This window comes from Psychrobacter sp. CX16 (genome assembly GCF_057396245.1).
The window spans coordinates 25,997-44,507 of record NZ_JBXYJF010000008.1 but is presented as its reverse complement, the minus strand read 5'-3'; the positions used below and the strand labels follow the sequence as shown (position 1 = coordinate 44,507).

Here is an 18,511-nt window from a genome sequence, read left to right as displayed (position 1 = left end):
ACCTTACAATAAACTTGATGCAATTCGAGACCAAAAATTAACGACGCATCATATTAGCAAAGCGCTGTAACAAGGTGATATCCGCTTCATTTTTTAACAGCGCACCGTACAGCGGTGGGATTGACTTTTCGCCACGTAAGTTCTCTTCAAGCTCTTGCTGCGCCATATCATCAGATAACAATAACGTTAACCAATCTACCAATTCAGAGGTTGAAGGCGGCTTTTTTAGACCTTGTATATTACGTAGCTTATAGAAGATATCTAACGCATCATTGACCAATTTTTGCTGGATATCTGGGAAATGTACATCGACGATTTGGCGCATAGTTTGCTCATCAGGGAAGTCGATATAATGGAAGAAGCAGCGACGTAAAAAGGCATCAGGCAGCTCTTTTTCATTATTTGAGGTGATAATCACTACCGGACGCTTGTCTGCCGTAATAGTCTCACCAGTCTCATAAACATAGAACGACATTTTATCAAGTTCGTGCAATAAGTCGTTCGGGAATTCGATATCGGCTTTATCAATCTCATCAATCAATAATACACTGCGCTCATTTGAGGTAAAGGCTTCCCATAATTTACCGGGCTTGATGTAGTTATTAATATCATAGACCTTATCATCGCCTAATTGCGAGTCACGCAGGCGCGATACTGCATCGTATTCGTACAAGCCCTGCTCTGCTTTGGTCGTCGATTTAATATGCCAAGTAATCAGCGGCATACCAAGACTTTGCGCTACCTCTTCGGCCAGTAAGGTTTTACCTGTACCCGGTTCGCCTTTAATCAAAAGCGGCTTTTGCAGTGTAATCGCAGCGTTCACCGCTAACTGTAAATCATCGGTGGCGATATAGCTTTGGGTACCGGAGAACTGAGTATTCTGATTTTGAGCGTCTTTGTTTGCTTGCGTCATAGTTATTATCTCGCTAAAAGAGGAATCAATAAGTGGATAAGAAAATCAAGAAAGAGAAGAAGTGTACAGCTTAGGCTATTTAAACGCTGCGCCTAGAGATATTAAATCATTTATAGGCGCTACTTAGAAGCGGTGCAGAATTGGATGTATTAACAATACTGGACTGGTATGTGGTGTATTAATAAAAGTGGTGTATTAATAAATTAAGTAGCGAGCGACTGGGATTTATCAGCGCTAGCTACTGGCTGTGATGTGCGACTTATTTTGCTATGTTACTCACTTTATCAATAGTCCATGCTTTATCATTAGTCAATGCACTGTGATTATGATAAAGCCCTCTAAAATTACTTTTTCAGAGTGGTTGTATCGACTTTGACGTCTGCTTTTTCTGCGCTAGGAACGCTCTTTTTGGCTTTTACCAGTTCAGCCTGCACATCGTCAGTATTTGAGACGTCTGCATAATTAGCAGAAGCAAGCTGCGCATTCGCACGTTCATCCGCAACCGCTTGATCAAGTGACTTTTCTGCACTTTTCTCAACGATACTTTTAATCAGTTGCCAAATAAAACCCAATAGCAAACCAACGGAGAACACCACCAAAATCGGTAATAGACTACGCAGTGCTAGGCCCGGCTCTTTCATTAAAATACCATAAATCACACCAATACTGGCCGGTGCGACATCGCCATAATCGCCTGCAGCGGTTCCTGGAGTTAATAAAACCGCAAATACAGCAAGCCAGCTCATGCCGCCCAGTGGGCTTGGCAGCACTTTAACGATGAATAACCAGAGCAGAAGTACAATTACCGAAAAACCGATATAAGCATACATCGGTAACATATCGGGCGGCACATCGGCCACAAAATGACTCCACCAAATCGTCATTCGGCTCACTGCATCGCTGATCTGATCCAGCGGTAAATTAGAAACAATATTGGCTAACCAGTCCATGCAATGCTCAGTCCACAAAATGAATATAAATAAGGGTCAACACGCCATTATAGCGAGTCATAGCAAATAGCTCAGTGTATTAAATGATAACTAAAGAATTCAAGCGCATTTATAGAAATAAAAGCTATTTGGTATAGATATGGGGGTATATTCTACCACGACTCTTTAAATAATAAACTAACCTGTGTTTCACTTAATTAATAAGTGAATACATTTTTGATGACTTTATAATCACTGTTGTTTTTAATCGAACAGCACTCAAACAACAATGAAAGCCGTCATTGGTCTGAATAATACGTTAGTCGTAACGTTTATCCTGACCTTCCTTTAGGCGCGATTGCGCTTGTGCAAGCAACACATCGGATGGCGGCGACTGGACGAAATAACCTTGCGTCTTAAGCTTCTCAATCACCTCATCTTTATTAACACGGGCCAGCTTATTAGTCTCTTCTAAATCAAGGTGCATTAAGAATTTACCTTCACCCAAGCTTTGACGCAGCTCTTTTGGCAACACACCTAGCCAATCTTTAATCTCATCGGTGTCATTGGGATAATCAGGTCGTGCAATATACACGTACATTTCGCTGCGTTTTGGAAATTTATAAATATCACAATGCATTACATTACCCTTTGCTATGTTTAATACCCTCTATAATAACGGATATGGGTACAAACTCAATGTATGCTTGTGTACTTAATAAGCGTAAATGTTGTTTTTTTATCAAAAAAACTCGCTCTGATTTAAACTTGTAAATTTGTCACTTGTAAATTTGTAACGCACCTTTCATAATAAGGGCGTTATTCAGGAGAGCGCAGTCCTATTTATTTGCATTATTTTAAGCAAAATATTTTAAGCAAAATAACAGGACCGCCACCGAAGGCGTAAGCACCCTGCCAATCGCTCAGGTAACCGGACTGAATAACTCATTAACGCATGACAATTATCATCAAGGTGTTTTGATGCATATTATTCAAACCCTTTGAACACATACCGCTAACTAGTTAAATAGCGGCTGGCTTAAAGATAATTGACTAGGTCATAACGGCCAGCGTTGGTATTAAAAAAGCTGTGATACACCCCTATTCGGTTTACCCTGTCTTGTTGATGATTTTAATGTATTGATAATCGTGAGAAGACAACGGTAGACCCTAAAAAATCAGTAACACATATTTTAATACAAATGACAAATCTGGAGAGCGGCACCTACTTGCTAGATTAATGCCTTATTCAATTAAGTAGTATGGCAAATATCGCATAAGTTATTTAAGTCACTTAAGTCGTGTTTAAATAACTCGGTGCCCACCGAAGGGGAAAAGAGTTGGCCCGTCACTGTTTTTATTAGGATAAAGACAATGGCCGGCACGCTCGAAAATCTCAGGTAACAGGACAGATGGGGCAAACAGGTTAATCAAGACATCTTTTTTTGCAGTTAGCAGAGCGTATTTTGACGCGTGCAAACTATAGCAAACAATGTACTTGATGACGTGTTTGCCCTTTTTTTGGTTTAAATTCTGCGATGACGGCTTATTATTTGCAATTGTTTACTAAAAATTTCCGTCTTATAGGCCAGCTGCATTAGATTACGTGTGTTTTACCTAACCAATAAGTTACTTAACTATAAGGATGTGTCATGACAACGTTACAGCGTACCCCTTTTTATCAGTCTCACCTAGACAATGACGGCAAAATCGTCGATTTCTCAGGTTGGGAACTGCCTATCCATTATGGTTCTCAAATTGATGAGCACGAAGCTGTGCGTACCGATGCCGGTATGTTCGATGTGTCACATATGGTGATTACGGACATTCAAGGTAGCGACGCCAAAGCATGGCTACAAAAGCTGTTGGCCAATGACGTTGCCAAGTTAAAGACCGTCGGTAAAGCGCTTTACTCAGGTATGCTCAATGAAGAAGGCGGTGTTATTGACGACCTTATCGTTTATTTAACCAATGAGGCAGAAACCGAATACCGTATCGTCTCTAATGCAGCAACCCGTGATAAAGATTTAGCGAATTTCCGTAAAGTAGCCGAAGGCTTCGATGTGACGTTAACTGAACGTCCTGAGCTTGCGATGCTTGCGGTACAAGGCCCTAATGCCATTGCTAAATTAAAACAAGCCAAGCCAAGCTGGGCTGAGACACTAGATGGTCTTAAGCCATTCGTTGGTGCTGACTTAACGGATATTGAAGGTAATGATTGGTTTGTGGCACGTACTGGCTATACTGGCGAAGATGGCGTTGAAGTTATTTTACATGGCGACCATGCTGCTGATTTTTTTGCATTATTAAAAGACAATGGCGTAAAACCTGCCGGTCTTGGTGCTCGTGACACGCTGCGTATGGAAGCAGGCATGAACCTTTATGGCCATGATATGGATGAAACCACTAGTCCTTACGAATGCAATATGGGCTGGACGTTAGCACTGAAAGATGACCGTGATTTCGTTGGTCGTGACGCCTTAGTTTCTAAGCGTCAACATGCCAAAGATGATGGCACCGCGATGAAGCAAGTTGGCTTATTATTAGAGAGCCGCGGCGTTCTACGTGAAGGTATGACCGTAACCATCAATCAAGGTACGGACAACGAGCAGACTGGTATTATTACCAGTGGTACTTTCTCTCCAAGCCTAAAGCAGTCAATCGCTATTGCGCGTGTTCCAGCTAGCCTGAGCGACGAAGACAATGTTCAAGTTGACCTACGCGGTAAAGGCAAGTTCGTTGACGTTCGCGTATTGAAGCTGCCATTTGTACGTAACGGCGAAAAACAATTTGACTAATTTATTGACCTAAATTTTATTAATTTATTGCCAAAACTGCGACGGTCATAAAAAATCGTCGCAGACTTTGCTATAGTGATAACCTGCTGTCGTAAAACCCATTTAAGCAGCATTTTAAAACTTATTATATTGACTTAACCCACCCTTATACCTTCATTTGGAGAAATTTATGAGTAATGTTCCATCAGAACTAAAGTACGTTGCTAGCCATGAGTGGTTACGCTTAGAAGACGACGGCACCATCACTGTAGGTATCACTGACCACGCTCAAGAAGCACTAGGTGATATCGTCTATGTTGAACTACCAGATGTTGGCGATACTGTTGCAGTGGATGACGAAGTAGCGGTTGTAGAATCTGTAAAAGCAGCTTCTGACGTTTATGCGCCTATCACAGGTGAAGTTGTGGCAATCAACGAAGCGCTTGAGGATGATCCAGAAGTCATCAACACAGACCCATATGGCGATGGTTGGATGTACCGTATCAAGCCTGACAATGTTGATGATTATGAGGCACTAATGAACGCTGAAGAGTATCAAGCAGAGCTATAATAACTGGATTGTTTTACTGGTTTAAACCATAAACTTCTAGATTTATATGATAGTTTAAATTTTAAGATCGAGATATTAAATTTGGATAAGGGAAAAAATCCATGGATAGTATTCGCTTGATCTCGGTTTAAAGTAGACAAAGCATTGGTTTTATTGTCAAAACCTAAGCTTTATATTAATTAATTTATTTTTTTATAAGCGTTGTTTCAGATATGAGGCAGCGCACTCAATATAAACACCATTACATCATTAACTATTTTTAGGGATAAATTTGTTATGTCGAAGTCAGAAAATGAAAACAGTTCTATACAGGAAATACGTTCGGACAAAAACTTAAAAGCTTTTACCGAAATTGTGGAGTCTAGACGTTCGGTAAGAAGGTTTACCGACACCTCAATACCTGATGATGTGATGCGTGAATGCTTTAGATTAGCAATGTTGGCTCCGAATTCTAGTAATTTACAGCCTTGGGAATTTTATGTTATTGAAACCCTGAATAAGCGAAAGCAAGCCAATAAGATTTGCATGAATCAAAATGCTGCCAGAACTGCAGACAAATTAATTGCCATTATTGCTAGAACCGATACCTGGCGAGATCATGCCAAAAAGAATATTACGGAGTTTCCTGATGGCTCAGCCCCTAAAAAGGTACGAGACTATTATAAAAAAATCGTCCCTTTAGATTTTATACGTGGACCTGCTGGCGTAGTTTCTGTAGCCAAATGGGGAGCAACTAAAGCCATAAGACAATTTAAGGGACCGGTTAAGACACCTTGCTATACCTATTTCGATATTAAGAACTGGGCAATGTATAACACAGCTTTGGCTGCTGAAAATTTAATATTGGCCATACGTGCACATGGTTTCGATACTTGTGCAATGGGAGGCTTTGATGAGCCTGCTTTGAAAGAGCTTCTTAATTTAAATGATAACCAGCACGTGGTTATGATGATTGCTGCTGGCGAACGCGCCGAGAAAGGCATTTACCACAGCCAGTTCCGTTTTGAATACGACAGATTTGTTAAAGAAGTTTAATATTTTTATATTTTGAAAAGTAAGCATCAATAATTAAAGGTAGTTACGCCACTGAATAAAGGTTATACGTATATGCCAATAGCGAGCTTACATCTAAGAGTGCTTGCAAAATTTATTGATTTCTTAATCTGTTTTTTTATTAGTCTTATTTTAACTTACCTATTAGGAAAAAACCCTTTAGGAGAATACTCTCAAATACCTAATATTGTTTTTGTAATTTTATTTGTATTAAGTGATGCCAGCCACGGTCAAAGCATTGGCAAAAAACTGTGTAATATTCGTGTAGTTAACTTCAAAACCCAAGCACCTATTGGACTAGGTCGCTCACTACTTAGAAACCTATTTGCACTATTAAATTTTTTAGTATTACCAGCAGTGCTCAACTATATTTTATATGTTAGTTATTATCGCCGTTTAGGTGATTTTATTGCTGGTACTTGTGTCGTAATAGATTCTAAGTAATTTTAACAACTTTTAAGCACTCCCTACTACCGTAAAATCTAAGGATTACCATGACCTCAATAACTAACCCTACACTATCTTTTGATGGGCTATTTGACGAAGCACGATTTGTATCTAGACATCTAGGCTCTGGTGCTAACGATCAAGCAGAAATGCTAAAAGCCGTCGGCTATGACGATATGGATAGCTTTATTGCCGATACGGTACCAGAAGCGGTACGTATGAACCGTGACCTAGAGTTGCCAAAAGCGATGAGCGAGCACAATGCGCTTGCAAAACTGCGTGGCATGGCAGACAAGATTACCGTAAACAAAAGCTATATCGGTCAAGGCTACTCTCCAGTACGTATGCCTGCCGTCATTCAGCGTAACGTGTTAGAAAATCCAGGTTGGTATACTGCGTACACGCCTTACCAAGCCGAAATCTCACAAGGCCGTTTGGAAGCTCTATTAAACTTCCAACAAGTTTGTATTGATTTAACCGGCCTTGAGATGGCAGGGGCATCATTGCTTGATGAAGCTACCGCAGCTGCTGAAGGCATGGCAATGGCCAAGCGTGTTAGCAAAAGCAAATCAAACCAGTTCTTCGTTGATGCGCGTGTCTATCCGCAAACGCTTGACATAATAAAAACCCGTGCCAAATACTTTGGTTGGGAGGTGGTGGTCGGTGATTTTGAAACGGCTAAATCTGGCGACTTCTTCGGTGCGTTATTCCAGTATGTTGGCCGTGAAGGTGACGTGACTGATTTGACGGATGTGATTGCTGCGGTTAAAGAAAACAAAACTTATGCCTTAGTCGTTAGTGATATCTTAAGCCTAGTACTGCTTAAATCTCCGGCAGATATGGGTGCAGATGTGGCATTAGGTAGCACGCAGCGCTTTGGTATTCCAATGGGCTTTGGGGGTCCACACGCCGCTTACTTTGCATTCACTGATAAAGCCAAACGCTCTGCGCCTGGCCGTATTATTGGTGTTTCAAAAGATGCTCAAGGCAATGTCGCACTACGTATGGCTCTACAAACACGTGAGCAGCATATCCGCCGCGAAAAAGCCAACTCAAACATTTGTACCTCTCAGGTTCTATTAGCTAACCTAGCGGGTATGTATGCGGTTTATCATGGCCCTGAAGGTTTAAAACGTATTGCCACTCGTATCCACGCTATCGCCACTGCCTTTAGCGATGCTATCAAATCAGTGGGCGGCGACTTAAGCGTTGTACACGACCATATTTTTGATACCGTGCTTGTGGACTGTGGCTCTGAAAAACTAGCTACTCAGATTTATGAAAATGCAGAAAATGTCGGCTACAACTTATGGCGTGAAGGCGACAGCAAACTGGCTGTATCGTTCTCAGAGACCAGTGATGCAGCAGACTTTGGTGTGTTAACTCAGTTATTCACCAATAAGTCACATGACTTACCAAGCGATGCCAGAATCTCTTTAGACGATGCGGTATTACGTACGGATGATATCTTAACGCACCCAGTATTTAACTCACATCATACTGAGCACGAGATGCTTCGCTATCTTAAAAAGCTAGAAGACAAAGATTTAGCGATGAATCGTAGCATGATTTCACTGGGCAGCTGTACTATGAAGCTAAATGCGACCAGTGAAATGTTGCCAATTACTTGGAACGAATTTGCGAACGTGCATCCATTTGCACCGCGCGACCAAGTGACCGGTTATATTGATATGATTGAAAGCTTGCAAGAGCAATTGAAAGCCATCACTGGTTTTGATGACATCTCTATGCAGCCAAACTCAGGTGCGTCTGGCGAATACGCTGGTCTATTGGCCATCCGCCGTTATCATGAGTCACTAGGCGAAACCAACCGCGAAGTATGCTTAATTCCAAGATCTGCACACGGTACCAACCCTGCGACGGCTCAAATGATGGGCATGAAAGTAGTGGTTGTTGATACCGATGAAAATGGTAACGTCGATATTGATGACCTAAAGGCCAAATGTGAAGAGCACAGCGATAATCTGGGTGCATTGATGATTACTTATCCATCAACGCATGGTGTGTTTGAACCAGGTATCCGTGACATCTGTGACATGATTCATAATCACGGCGGTCAAGTGTATATGGATGGCGCTAACATGAACGCTCAAGTAGGCGTCATGCAGCCTGCAGAAGTGGGTGCTGACGTACTTCACATGAATCTGCACAAAACCTTCTGTATCCCACACGGCGGCGGCGGTCCAGGTATGGGCCCTATCGGCATGAAATCGCATTTAGCGCCATTTAAAGCCAACCACAGCGTGACGCCTGTCTTTAACGCGCCAAAAGATACCACAGCGGTTTCTGCAGCGCCTTATGGTTCAGCGAGTATTCTACCTATTTCATGGATGTACATTACCATGATGGGCCGTGATGGTCTATTATCAGCGACTAAGACGGCACTGCTTAATGCTAACTACGTGGCCAGTCAGCTAAAAGACGACTATCCTGTTCTTTACACTGGCAAAAATGGCCGTGTGGCACATGAATGTATCATTGATATTCGTCCGCTTAAAGAAGAAACAGGCATCACTGAAGCAGATATTGCTAAGCGCTTAATGGACTATGGTTTCCACGCGCCTACCATGAGCTTCCCAGTAGCCGGCACGTTAATGATTGAGCCAACTGAGTCTGAAGCTAAGCATGAGCTAGACCGCTTTATCTCTGCACTAAAATCGATTAAACAAGAAGCGATGAAAGTAAAATCAGGCGAGGATGGTTGGACAGTGGATGACAACCCATTAGTAAACGCACCGCATACTGCGTTTGTTATCACAGGTTCTGACTGGTCACATCCATATAGCCGTGATACTGCTGCGTTCCCATTAGACTATATCCGTGAACACAAATTCTGGCCATCTGTAGGCCGTATTGATGACGTGTATGGCGATAAGAACCTAATGTGTAGCTGCCCAAGTATCGAAAACTATATGTAGTTTCAAGCAGTGGCTCTTAATATTTAGCAAAACAATAACCTTCAAGCCAAGCTTGGAGGTTTTTTTATACTCTAAAGGTTGATTCAAATCTAACACTGTAACCGTTTAGCAGTTCTTAGATGAGACTTTAACTCTGTAACCATTAACGGTACTATGGCAGATGCAATAATTAGCCTATAAAAGGACGATATATCGTGGTAACCGCTCTAGACTCTCTACGCCAAATGATGGGAACTCAAAAACCTAACAGCAATTCAGATAAGCCCATCCCTCGCCCAGACAAGCCCTTTGTGGTGTTGATTCATGGCTTACATCAAAAGGCATGGATTATGGGCTCTCTAGCCAAGCAGTTACAGGCCAAAGGGTTTGCTACACATCAGCATAATTATCACAGTCTGCGTGACAGTATTGACCAACATAGTACTAGTCTCAATAACTGGCTAAATGAAAACCACAACCCTGATGTCCCAATTAACTTGGTTGGGCACAGCTTAGGTGGATTGGTGATTAGAGACTTTATCGCCCGATTCCCACAGTGGAAAATCGGTCGCTGCGTGACCTTAGGTACACCGCATATGGGCAGCACCACTGCAGAATACATTAAAAAACTGGTTTCACCGTTAGTCGGTCGTTCATACGAGAAAGCATTAGATGGTCAAAACGCCCCGCTTAGAACAGGCATTAGTCTTGGCGTCATTGCTGGTAACTCACCTTATGGCTTAGGTCAGCTTGTATTGGATTATCACAAGCGAAAAGTAAAATTATCTAAGCCGCAATGCGACCATGATGGCACCGTTTATGTGTTCGAAACAAAACTACCAGAAGCCACTGACCATATCATACTGCCGGTCTCGCATACGGGTATGCTGATTAATCAGCAAGTCGCAGAGCAAACGGCTTACTTCCTAGACCACGGTATGTTCAAACGATAAAAAGCACCCTTTATAGCAATAAAGAGTGCTTTTCATTAAATCAGCTGAATTGACATACTTAATATTTAGCTGGCTGGCTTGATGCAAAATATTAGGGTCTGTTGAACATTCAAATATTAGGACTGCTGATAGCTAAAATTGTTCCAAACTAGGCGTAAACCGACGATAATGTCTAGATCTTAGCTAGGTTTATAACAACGTTTGGGGCAATTTTAGCATCAGGCTCACTCGAGCACAGCTCTCGCCTTGCAAACGGGCAAAGCAGTGCTTTGCTTAATCCGTTCCCAGGGGCAGGTCTGTTTTCTGTCAATATATTGCGAAATTTTTTAACTTAGAATGACTAAGCGTCAAAAATTTCCCTGCATATTGCCTAAAAAACAGCCTCTGCCAGTTCCACCTTTGGATGTTCAACAGACCCTAACCCAGCCACATTTATAATAGCTTATGGCGAACTCTCGCTATCATCCTGAACTTCCATACCTGCTTGTAATTCCTTTTTATGGGCTTCAATCGCTGGAATCAGCGTCTGCATTACCCACGAATTACGCCAACCTTTTAGCCCCTCCGGTAGCTGCTCAATCGGCAAATCATAAGCAACAATTTCATATAACTGCGACAGCCACTTTTTGCGCATTAGCACATTTTCTGGTACGCCTATTTCATCTGCATACGCTTTGATCACCTGACGCACCGCCTTTGAAATGGTTTTGTCTTTAGAGCGATATGGCGGCAGCACTCGTGGTGGCTGCGCCTCGGCATCGAGCTCACGTGCTTGGCTGATTATGCCTAGCAGCTCTTCACCGTACATACGCGCCATACCGCGGTGCATCGTGGTTTTCTGAGTCAGCTGCTTCATTGTGGTTGGCATCTCTACTACCACATCGCGTACCGCTTGTTTCTTTAAAATAAAGGTCTTAGGCTGATTGGTCGAGCGCGCTAAGCCTTCACGCCAACTCGATACCGCTTGTAATACCGCTAATTGCTCACCGGTATACCTAAAATCTGCCATTGCCAGATAAGTCGCGTCATCTTCAACATTTGCTGACTCATAAAGCTCTCTGGCATACAGTTGGCAATCTTCAACCACCTTTTCTTTAAGACCGGTTTTATCAAGCTGCTGCTGCAAAATATCATACAGGTTCAATAGATAGCGCACATCGTCAATGGCATAGTTTTCTTGCTCATCGGTTAACGGACGTGCGAGCCAATCCGACTGACTCTCACCCTTCTCCAAATGCACATCCAGCTCTTGGCTTAACGCTTGCTGATATCCCATTTGCAGCTGTCCTGTTAGATAGGACAAGGCAATCTGGGTATCAAATACATTGGTCAACGCAGGGCTTTCGGAGAGCAAGTAGAATATCCCTAAATCCTCACCACACGCATGCCAAATCATTAGTGGCATTTCCTCTAACACCACCCAAAACTCAGTCAAATCAAGCTTAGGCGCATCAATTAGATAAATTCTCTTACCCGTATTAATCTGAATCAGTGCCAAAATAGGAAAATAGGTATTACGCTTAATAAACTCGGTATCTAACGCCACACGCTCGCAAGACTCTAAATCATCGAGGCAGGCCTCTAAACCATCAAAATCTGTTACCCAGTAGACGGGTAAACCCGCTGACGCTTGCAGCTGCTGTTTTATTTGCGCCATATCGGTTAATTTTGCTACATCATGGATACTGGCTAATTTTGGCGCTTTGTCGCTCATTTTAGAATCTGACTGAGAGTCTGATGATACTTGAGTCATTACGGTCTTCTTTAGAATAGGAGTAAAAATAAAGCGTGATTATTTTTTAAAGGGTTTACGATCTATTTTGTAGGGCTTGCGATAAGGTCATACTGTCTAAATACTCAAGCTCGCCGCCCATCGGGATGCCTTGAGCAATACGTGTCACTTTACCGACATGCCGTCTTGCCGCTTCGGTAATAAAGTGCGCCGTGGTCTGCCCCTCAACCGTAGTACTGGTCGCCAGTACCAATTCGTCGACAGGACTAAGCTTGAGACGATGTATCAGCTGATCAATATTTAAATCATCAGCATTAATACCATCAAGCGGTGATAAATGCCCACCAAGTACGAAATAACGGCCACGATAGCCTGCGGTCTGCTCGATAGCCATCACATCCGCTGCGGTCTCGACCACGCAAAGCACAGTATCATCACGTCTTGGGTCTAAGCATATTGGACACACTTCATCATCACTAAATGAGTGGCATTGACGACATTCAATAATATCGTGCATCGCAATATCCAAAGCCTGTGCTAATGCTAGGCCCTGAGGACGTTTCCCGTTGAGCAAATGTAGTGCCATACGCTGTGCTGTCTTTTGACCAACACCTGGCAGCACACGAAGCTGCTTAACCAAATTATCAAATTTTTCGGTTAACAATCAATCACCTTTTTAACAATTAAAGTCACTTATCCATTATGCCTATATATGGTGACGATATAAGGTCAATTCAAAAGGCATAACTATAAAAGAATAAAAAAGGGGTGTAATTCAATCATTACCACCCCTTATCTTATATTATTCAAGTAGCCACATTACGCAGCTACTCTTATCTATATCAGCATCTCTATCGGTGCTTATATTAGTTTATGTTATAGACAGTTATTTTTATTAATTGATAACTGTTAGTTCACAACTGTTATTAACCGAACAGACCTTGCATACCTGGTGGTAAGCCCATACCGCTAGTCGCATCAGCTAAAGTCTTGTCAGACAGCTCATCTGCTTTAGTCACAGCCGCATTAATAGCAGCAGCGATTAAGTCTTCGATTAAGTCTGGTTCATCTTCAAGCAAGCTTGGGTCGATAGACAAACGTTTCACCACATGACGACCCGTCATCGTAACTTTTACTAGGCCGTTGCCTGCTTCTGCTTGAACTTCTTTATCAGCAAGCTCTTTTTTGGCTTTTTCGACGTTCGCTTCTACTTGCTTTTGCATCGATTGTGCTTGCTGCATAAGTGCTTGAATATTCATAGTTGCCTCTTAATTAATCATAAATTTATGTGCAGTCTACGTCTTACGTTATAGATGTGTCTCATTATACTGATAAGTGGCTAGAGTGTCTAAGGGGATATTATAGTCCGCTTGTATGTGCGCTCACGCCAATAATATACGTCAGTAACGTATTTGAATAATCTATGCAGATAAACTGTCTAAACCACGAGCCAAGTCTTTGATAATATCATCTACATCTTCAAGACCCACCGACAGACGGATGAGCCCATCGGTCACGCCAGCCTCTGCACGCGCTTCAGCTGATATTCTAAAATGGGTGGTTGTCGCCGGATGCGTGACCGTGGTTTTGGCATCACCTAAATTATTGGTTATAGACACCATTTGAGTACTATCAATCACATGCCATGCCGCTGATTTCATGTCATGACCACCGACTGCTTTGACCTCAAAGCCCATGATGGCGCCAAAGCAGTGGCTACGGTGATGCTGTTTAATCGCCATTTCATGCATAGGATGACTGGCTAATCCTGAGAAATGCACCTTTTCAACATTAGGATGTGCCTCTAAGAATGCAGCGACTTTATTGGCATTGTCGCAGTGAACACGCATCCGTAAGTTTAAAGTCTCTAAGCCTTTGATAAATACCCACGCGTTAAACGGGCTCATGCTGATACCGCAAGAGCGTACCACCACAAAGGCTTGCTGCATCAACTCATCGCTACCCACTAAGGCGCCGCCAAGCACTCGGCCTTGACCATCAATGTATTTGGTCGCGGAATGAATCACGATGTCAGCGCCGAAATCTAATGGACGCTGAATCGCTGGCGTGGCAAAGCAGTTATCTACCACAAACAGTGCATCATGCGCATGGGCAATATCAGCAATCGCTTGCATATCAGCAATTTGACCTAGCGGATTACTTGGCGTCTCACAAAATAGCAGACGTGTATTGGGCTGCACGCCTTGTGCCCAAGCATCATTATCAAAGCAGTCAACATAACTGACTTCTACACCGAATTTACCCATGAAGTTGTTAAACAAGCCCACTGATGAGCCGAATAACTGTTTCGCCGCCAGAATATGGTCGCCTTCTTTTAGATAGGCCATACACATCGTTAAGATAGCACCCATACCAGAAGCCGTCGCTACTGCACGCTCACCACCCTCTAGCGCCGCTAAACGACGCTCAAAGGTACGCACCGTTGGATTGGTATGACGAGAATAAACATTACCGGTCTTTGATCCATTAAAATGAGCGGCAGCATCAGCAGCGGAGTCATAAACATAAGAGCTGGTAGTAAAAATCGGCTCATTATGCTCACCCTCATCAGTACGGTGCTGACCGGCACGAACAGCAATGGTTTGCATCGCATAGTCTTGGCTCAAATCCAGCGCATCATTACGCCAGTTACTATCCAGCGTATTATTCTCAGTTTGCGCCTTAGTTAGGTTTGTCTCTTTACGGTTCGATGTGTTATCTGTCATAGTAGTATCAATTAGCCAGTATCGTTAATGGTTAAAGTAGGTGTCTTTCAAAGAAATATGCGATTTATCTCAGCTATCTCACTCTACTATCTCGTTATAATAATAGTGAAATAACAGTAACAGTGATAAAAAGATTCAGTCACTAGTATCGCTAAGATAACAGGCGCTATCAATAAAAACCTGTCACTATCTGAGTCATTTATTGCTGTTATAAGACGCGTCTGAGTTGAAGGCCGCTTATTTTATAGTTAACCTTGCTTTGTGACTAGGCATCTTCTGTAGCACAGAGACCATCTAATCAGCCTATATAAGTATGCATCCTTTAAATTAAAGCCCGCTTTTTATTATCATAAACTATTATAACCTACCCCTTTTAATTCCTTTTGGAGAATAACAATGACCACACCTGCTCCCACCACAGTAAGTTTTATCGGCTTAGGCGCTATGGGCTATCTTATGGCAAAACATTTAGTCGCTCATTTTGACACGGTCATGGTTTGGAACCGCACCCCTAGCAAGGCAGAGGCACACGCAGCAGAATTTGGCACACAAGCGGTTAGCTTAGAGCAGGCGGTTAAAGCAGATGTTATCTTCTCTTGCCTGCCAACCAGTCAAGTGGTTTATACGCTGATTGATGAGGCGTTACCGCATCTTGAGTCTGACAGTGTTTGGGTCGATTGCACCAGCGGCGTTCCAGAGGCTGCCAAAACCAGTCAGCAAAAGCTTGCTACCGTTAATTGTCAGTTTTTGGATGCACCGGTGTCTGGACAAACCACAGGTGCAGACAGTGGTACACTTACGGTAATGGTCGGCGGTGATAAGCAAGCGCTTGATTACGCCAAACCAGCTATCGACTGCTTTGCCGGTCTCATTGTGCATGTCGGTGATACCGGTGCAGGTTTTGCGGTCAAAGCGGTAAACAACACTTTATTTGCGATTAATGCATGGGCAGCTGCTGAAGGTTTATCGGTACTCAAAGCACATGGCGTTAACCCTACGCAAGCCTTGGCCTGTATCAATAAAGCCAGTGGCCAAAGCTTTGCCACTAGCGCAACCCTTCCAGATCGTATTGTAAATAGAGAGTTCCCTAAGACCTTTACCATTGATTTGATGGCCAAAGACTGCGGTATCGCTATTGATTTGCAAACTAAAAAACAGGTCCCCACGCCAGTGATGGCTCAAGTGGCTAGCCTAGTCCGTGCTGCCAGTAATCAACATGAAGCCGGCGCGGCAGATTTTTCTGAATTTGCCAAATTCTATGAGTCTATGACCGGCATCACAATTGAAGATGATTAGGGCGTATCCTCAATTCGTACGATTACATTTAAATGGGCTAAAAATAGCTAAATCTTGTCATACTGCCTCAAATAACTCGTAAATATCTCGATATTTACGGCATTATTTTCCTTGTCTGACTGCGATTTATCTTATTTTTATCACCATTTTCAAAATGAGGACACGCCCTAAATCGGCTGCATTTAAATTAAGCGTTGTTTTTCTATTCATCGTGCTTGATTTGATTTAACCAGATGATGACAAGCACGATGCGATAAATATTTCAGCTAGTTTAATATGACTGTCTACAAGGGTGATTGGGTGTAGAATAATTTTAACACTGCACCCTCAGATTAATTTTTATGAGAAGGTATCGATATTTTGGGCAATTATTCTATTAACAGCCATAAACACACACCGTTATCAAAGAAACTCATGGTAAAAAAAATGCAGGCAGGAACAGGCGCTTTTAAGGCTTATACACAACTCAAAGGCCATCTACTGATAAAGATGGCGTCTACCTGCTGTTTAAGCTTGGCAGTGGCCGCTTGTAATTCATTGCCTACTGAGCCGCATACTGAAAACAGCCTTAGGCTCAGCCAGCTATTAAAAGAGCGTTACGCCTCTAACACGTCTCATCTTTCAGATAAGGATAATAATCAAAAACAGACGACTCAAAACAGTACGGATACCCAAGAGAGCAAGCCGCCCGCAACTGTATCGATAGAAGAGGCTCAATTTGCTAAAGCAGTCACTGAGCAAAACGAGCTACATCCGAATTTATCTGGTTATCATCCGATTATTACCGGTACCAATGCTTTTGCGACCCGTAGCATCTTAACGGATATGGCTCAAAAGAGTATTGATGTGCAATACTACATTTGGCATGACGATCAGGCCGGACAGCTGCTGCTTAAGAAATTATGGGATGCGGCTGAACGCGGCGTAGTGGTTCGCTTTTTGCTTGATGATTTTAATAATAACGCCAAATTAGACAAACATTTACGCCGTTTTTCAAGCCATCCAAATATTGCGGTTAGATTAATCAACCCGCTTTCGTACCGAAAATTCCAGACCTTAAATTACCTAACTAACTTAAGACGCATCAATCATCGTATGCACAATAAGAGCATGACCTTCGATCGACAAATCAGTGTCATTGGTGGACGTAACGTCGGTGATGAGTATTTAAGTAATAACGAAAGCAGTCAATTTGCCGATCTTGATGTATTACTTATCGGTGATGTCGTCGCTGATATTACCACCAGTTTTGAGGATTATTGGCAGTCACCCTTATCGTATGACATCGAGACTTTGGTAGACAAACCGCGCACATTAACAAATAACAACACGCCAAGGGATGATTTTATTTCAAAGTTAGATAAAATCACTCCGTCTCAAGTTGGGGATGAAGCCGCTGATGTCTATAATCGTGCGCTGCAACGAGCAAGTATTGGTAATGATTTGATTAACAAGCGGGTGCCTTTTCGCTGGGCGCCGATGACTTTTTTGAGTGATGATGTTAATAAATTGGTTAATACCGCAGATTCAGACACGCATTTGGTCTATCAGTTAAGAAACTTATTAGGTAAGCCAAACAAAGACTTAACCATTGTTTCCTCTTATTTTGTGCCTACAAAGGAAGGTGTAGATACATTAATCAAACTTTCTAAGAGCGGCGTTAACGTTAAGATACTCACTAATTCGTTCAATGCAACCGATGTTGCCGCTGTTCATTCAGGCTATGCCCAGTGGCGTGTGCCACTATTAAAAGCGGGGATAGAGGTCTACGAGCTCAAAGCGATTGCATCAGAAGAAGATCGTGAGAATAAGCTGTGGCGGGCACGTTCACAGTCCTCGACCAGTCTACATGCCAAAACCTTTGCAGTAGATGACCATAATGTCTTTATCGGCTCTTATAATGTTGACCCCCGCTCAGCCAATATTAATACTGAAATGGGCGTGGTAATTGAGGATGAAGATTTGGCATTGGAGCTACATGATGCCGTCAGTAAAGATTTGTTGCCTTTGGCGTACCGAGTTGTGTTGACCGATAACAATCAATTGCAGTGGCAAACTCACGAAGCCGGCAAAACGGTCATTTATAACAAAGAACCAGATGTCGACTTTGCAGATACCATTTGGTTAAAGATCATGTCATGGCTACCGATTGATTGGCTGTTATAGCAGTTATAACTACCTTAATGTTTAGAAGTT

Annotated in this window: 15 protein-coding genes and 1 riboswitch; of the genes, 8 read left to right on the top strand and 7 right to left on the bottom strand. The window is 42.5% G+C overall.

The annotated features are described in order from the left end of the window. Positions 1–37: 37 nt before the first annotated feature. The 3 genes from AC2SLM_RS04535 to AC2SLM_RS04525 all read right to left on the bottom strand — a co-directional run bounded on the left by AC2SLM_RS04535 (position 38) and on the right by AC2SLM_RS04525 (position 2,482). On the bottom strand, positions 38–913 hold the full coding sequence (locus AC2SLM_RS04535) for an AAA family ATPase (RefSeq protein ID WP_486552297.1): 876 nt from the start codon (positions 911–913) through the stop codon (positions 38–40). Between the two features lie 344 nt (positions 914–1,257). After that, a complete protein-coding gene (locus AC2SLM_RS04530; protein WP_486552295.1) occupies positions 1,258–1,863 on the bottom strand; it encodes a hypothetical protein in 606 nt (201 codons plus the stop codon). A 298-nt stretch (positions 1,864–2,161) separates the two neighbouring features. Then, entirely contained in the window at positions 2,162–2,482 is a 321-nt protein-coding gene (locus AC2SLM_RS04525) for a YcgL domain-containing protein (protein WP_486540566.1), read from the bottom strand. Positions 2,483–2,656: 174 nt separating this feature from the next. Continuing rightward, positions 2,657–2,791, top strand: a riboswitch (glycine riboswitch). Positions 2,792–3,494: 703 nt separating this feature from the next. Here AC2SLM_RS04525 and gcvT point away from each other — a divergent pair. The 6 genes from gcvT (at position 3,495) to AC2SLM_RS04495 (ending at position 10,561) form a co-directional block, all read left to right on the top strand. After that, complete coding sequence (gene gcvT / locus AC2SLM_RS04520; RefSeq protein WP_486552293.1) at positions 3,495–4,640, top strand: glycine cleavage system aminomethyltransferase GcvT; 1,146 nt, start codon at positions 3,495–3,497, stop codon at positions 4,638–4,640. Positions 4,641–4,809: 169 nt separating this feature from the next. Next, the gene (gcvH, locus tag AC2SLM_RS04515) at positions 4,810–5,190 is read left to right on the top strand and encodes a glycine cleavage system protein GcvH (protein WP_486540570.1); all 381 of its coding nucleotides are present in this window, start codon (positions 4,810–4,812) and stop codon (positions 5,188–5,190) included. Between the two features lie 276 nt (positions 5,191–5,466). Then, the gene (locus AC2SLM_RS04510) at positions 5,467–6,225 is read left to right on the top strand and encodes a nitroreductase family protein (protein WP_486552291.1); all 759 of its coding nucleotides are present in this window, start codon (positions 5,467–5,469) and stop codon (positions 6,223–6,225) included. Positions 6,226–6,297: 72 nt separating this feature from the next. Further along, complete coding sequence (locus tag AC2SLM_RS04505) at positions 6,298–6,687, top strand: RDD family protein (protein WP_486552290.1); 390 nt, start codon at positions 6,298–6,300, stop codon at positions 6,685–6,687. A 50-nt stretch (positions 6,688–6,737) separates the two neighbouring features. Further along, the gene (gcvP, locus tag AC2SLM_RS04500) at positions 6,738–9,629 is read left to right on the top strand and encodes an aminomethyl-transferring glycine dehydrogenase (RefSeq protein ID WP_486552288.1); all 2,892 of its coding nucleotides are present in this window, start codon (positions 6,738–6,740) and stop codon (positions 9,627–9,629) included. A 227-nt stretch (positions 9,630–9,856) separates the two neighbouring features. After that, positions 9,857–10,561: an alpha/beta fold hydrolase gene (locus AC2SLM_RS04495; protein ID WP_486552351.1), complete on the top strand. Its 705-nt coding sequence runs from the start codon at positions 9,857–9,859 to the stop codon at positions 10,559–10,561. Positions 10,562–11,003: 442 nt separating this feature from the next. Here the strand turns inward: AC2SLM_RS04495 and AC2SLM_RS04490 are convergent, their stop codons facing one another. The 4 genes from AC2SLM_RS04490 to AC2SLM_RS04475 all read right to left on the bottom strand — a co-directional run bounded on the left by AC2SLM_RS04490 (position 11,004) and on the right by AC2SLM_RS04475 (position 15,019). Next, complete coding sequence (locus AC2SLM_RS04490; protein ID WP_486552287.1) at positions 11,004–12,314, bottom strand: ribonuclease D; 1,311 nt, start codon at positions 12,312–12,314, stop codon at positions 11,004–11,006. Positions 12,315–12,369: 55 nt separating this feature from the next. Then, on the bottom strand, positions 12,370–12,957 hold the full coding sequence (recR, locus tag AC2SLM_RS04485; protein ID WP_486540578.1) for a recombination mediator RecR: 588 nt from the start codon (positions 12,955–12,957) through the stop codon (positions 12,370–12,372). Between the two features lie 262 nt (positions 12,958–13,219). Beyond that, a complete protein-coding gene (locus AC2SLM_RS04480) occupies positions 13,220–13,552 on the bottom strand; it encodes a YbaB/EbfC family nucleoid-associated protein (protein WP_486540580.1) in 333 nt (110 codons plus the stop codon). Between the two features lie 162 nt (positions 13,553–13,714). After that, positions 13,715–15,019, bottom strand: a complete 1,305-nt coding sequence (locus tag AC2SLM_RS04475) for an O-succinylhomoserine sulfhydrylase (RefSeq protein WP_486552285.1) — start codon at positions 15,017–15,019, stop codon at positions 13,715–13,717. A 396-nt stretch (positions 15,020–15,415) separates the two neighbouring features. Here AC2SLM_RS04475 and AC2SLM_RS04470 point away from each other — a divergent pair, with 396 nt between their 5' ends. After that, positions 15,416–16,315, top strand: a complete 900-nt coding sequence (locus AC2SLM_RS04470) for an NAD(P)-dependent oxidoreductase (protein ID WP_486552283.1) — start codon at positions 15,416–15,418, stop codon at positions 16,313–16,315. Positions 16,316–16,804: 489 nt separating this feature from the next. Further along, a complete protein-coding gene (locus tag AC2SLM_RS04465; RefSeq protein ID WP_486552349.1) occupies positions 16,805–18,481 on the top strand; it encodes a phospholipase D family protein in 1,677 nt (558 codons plus the stop codon). Positions 18,482–18,511 lie beyond the last annotated feature (30 nt).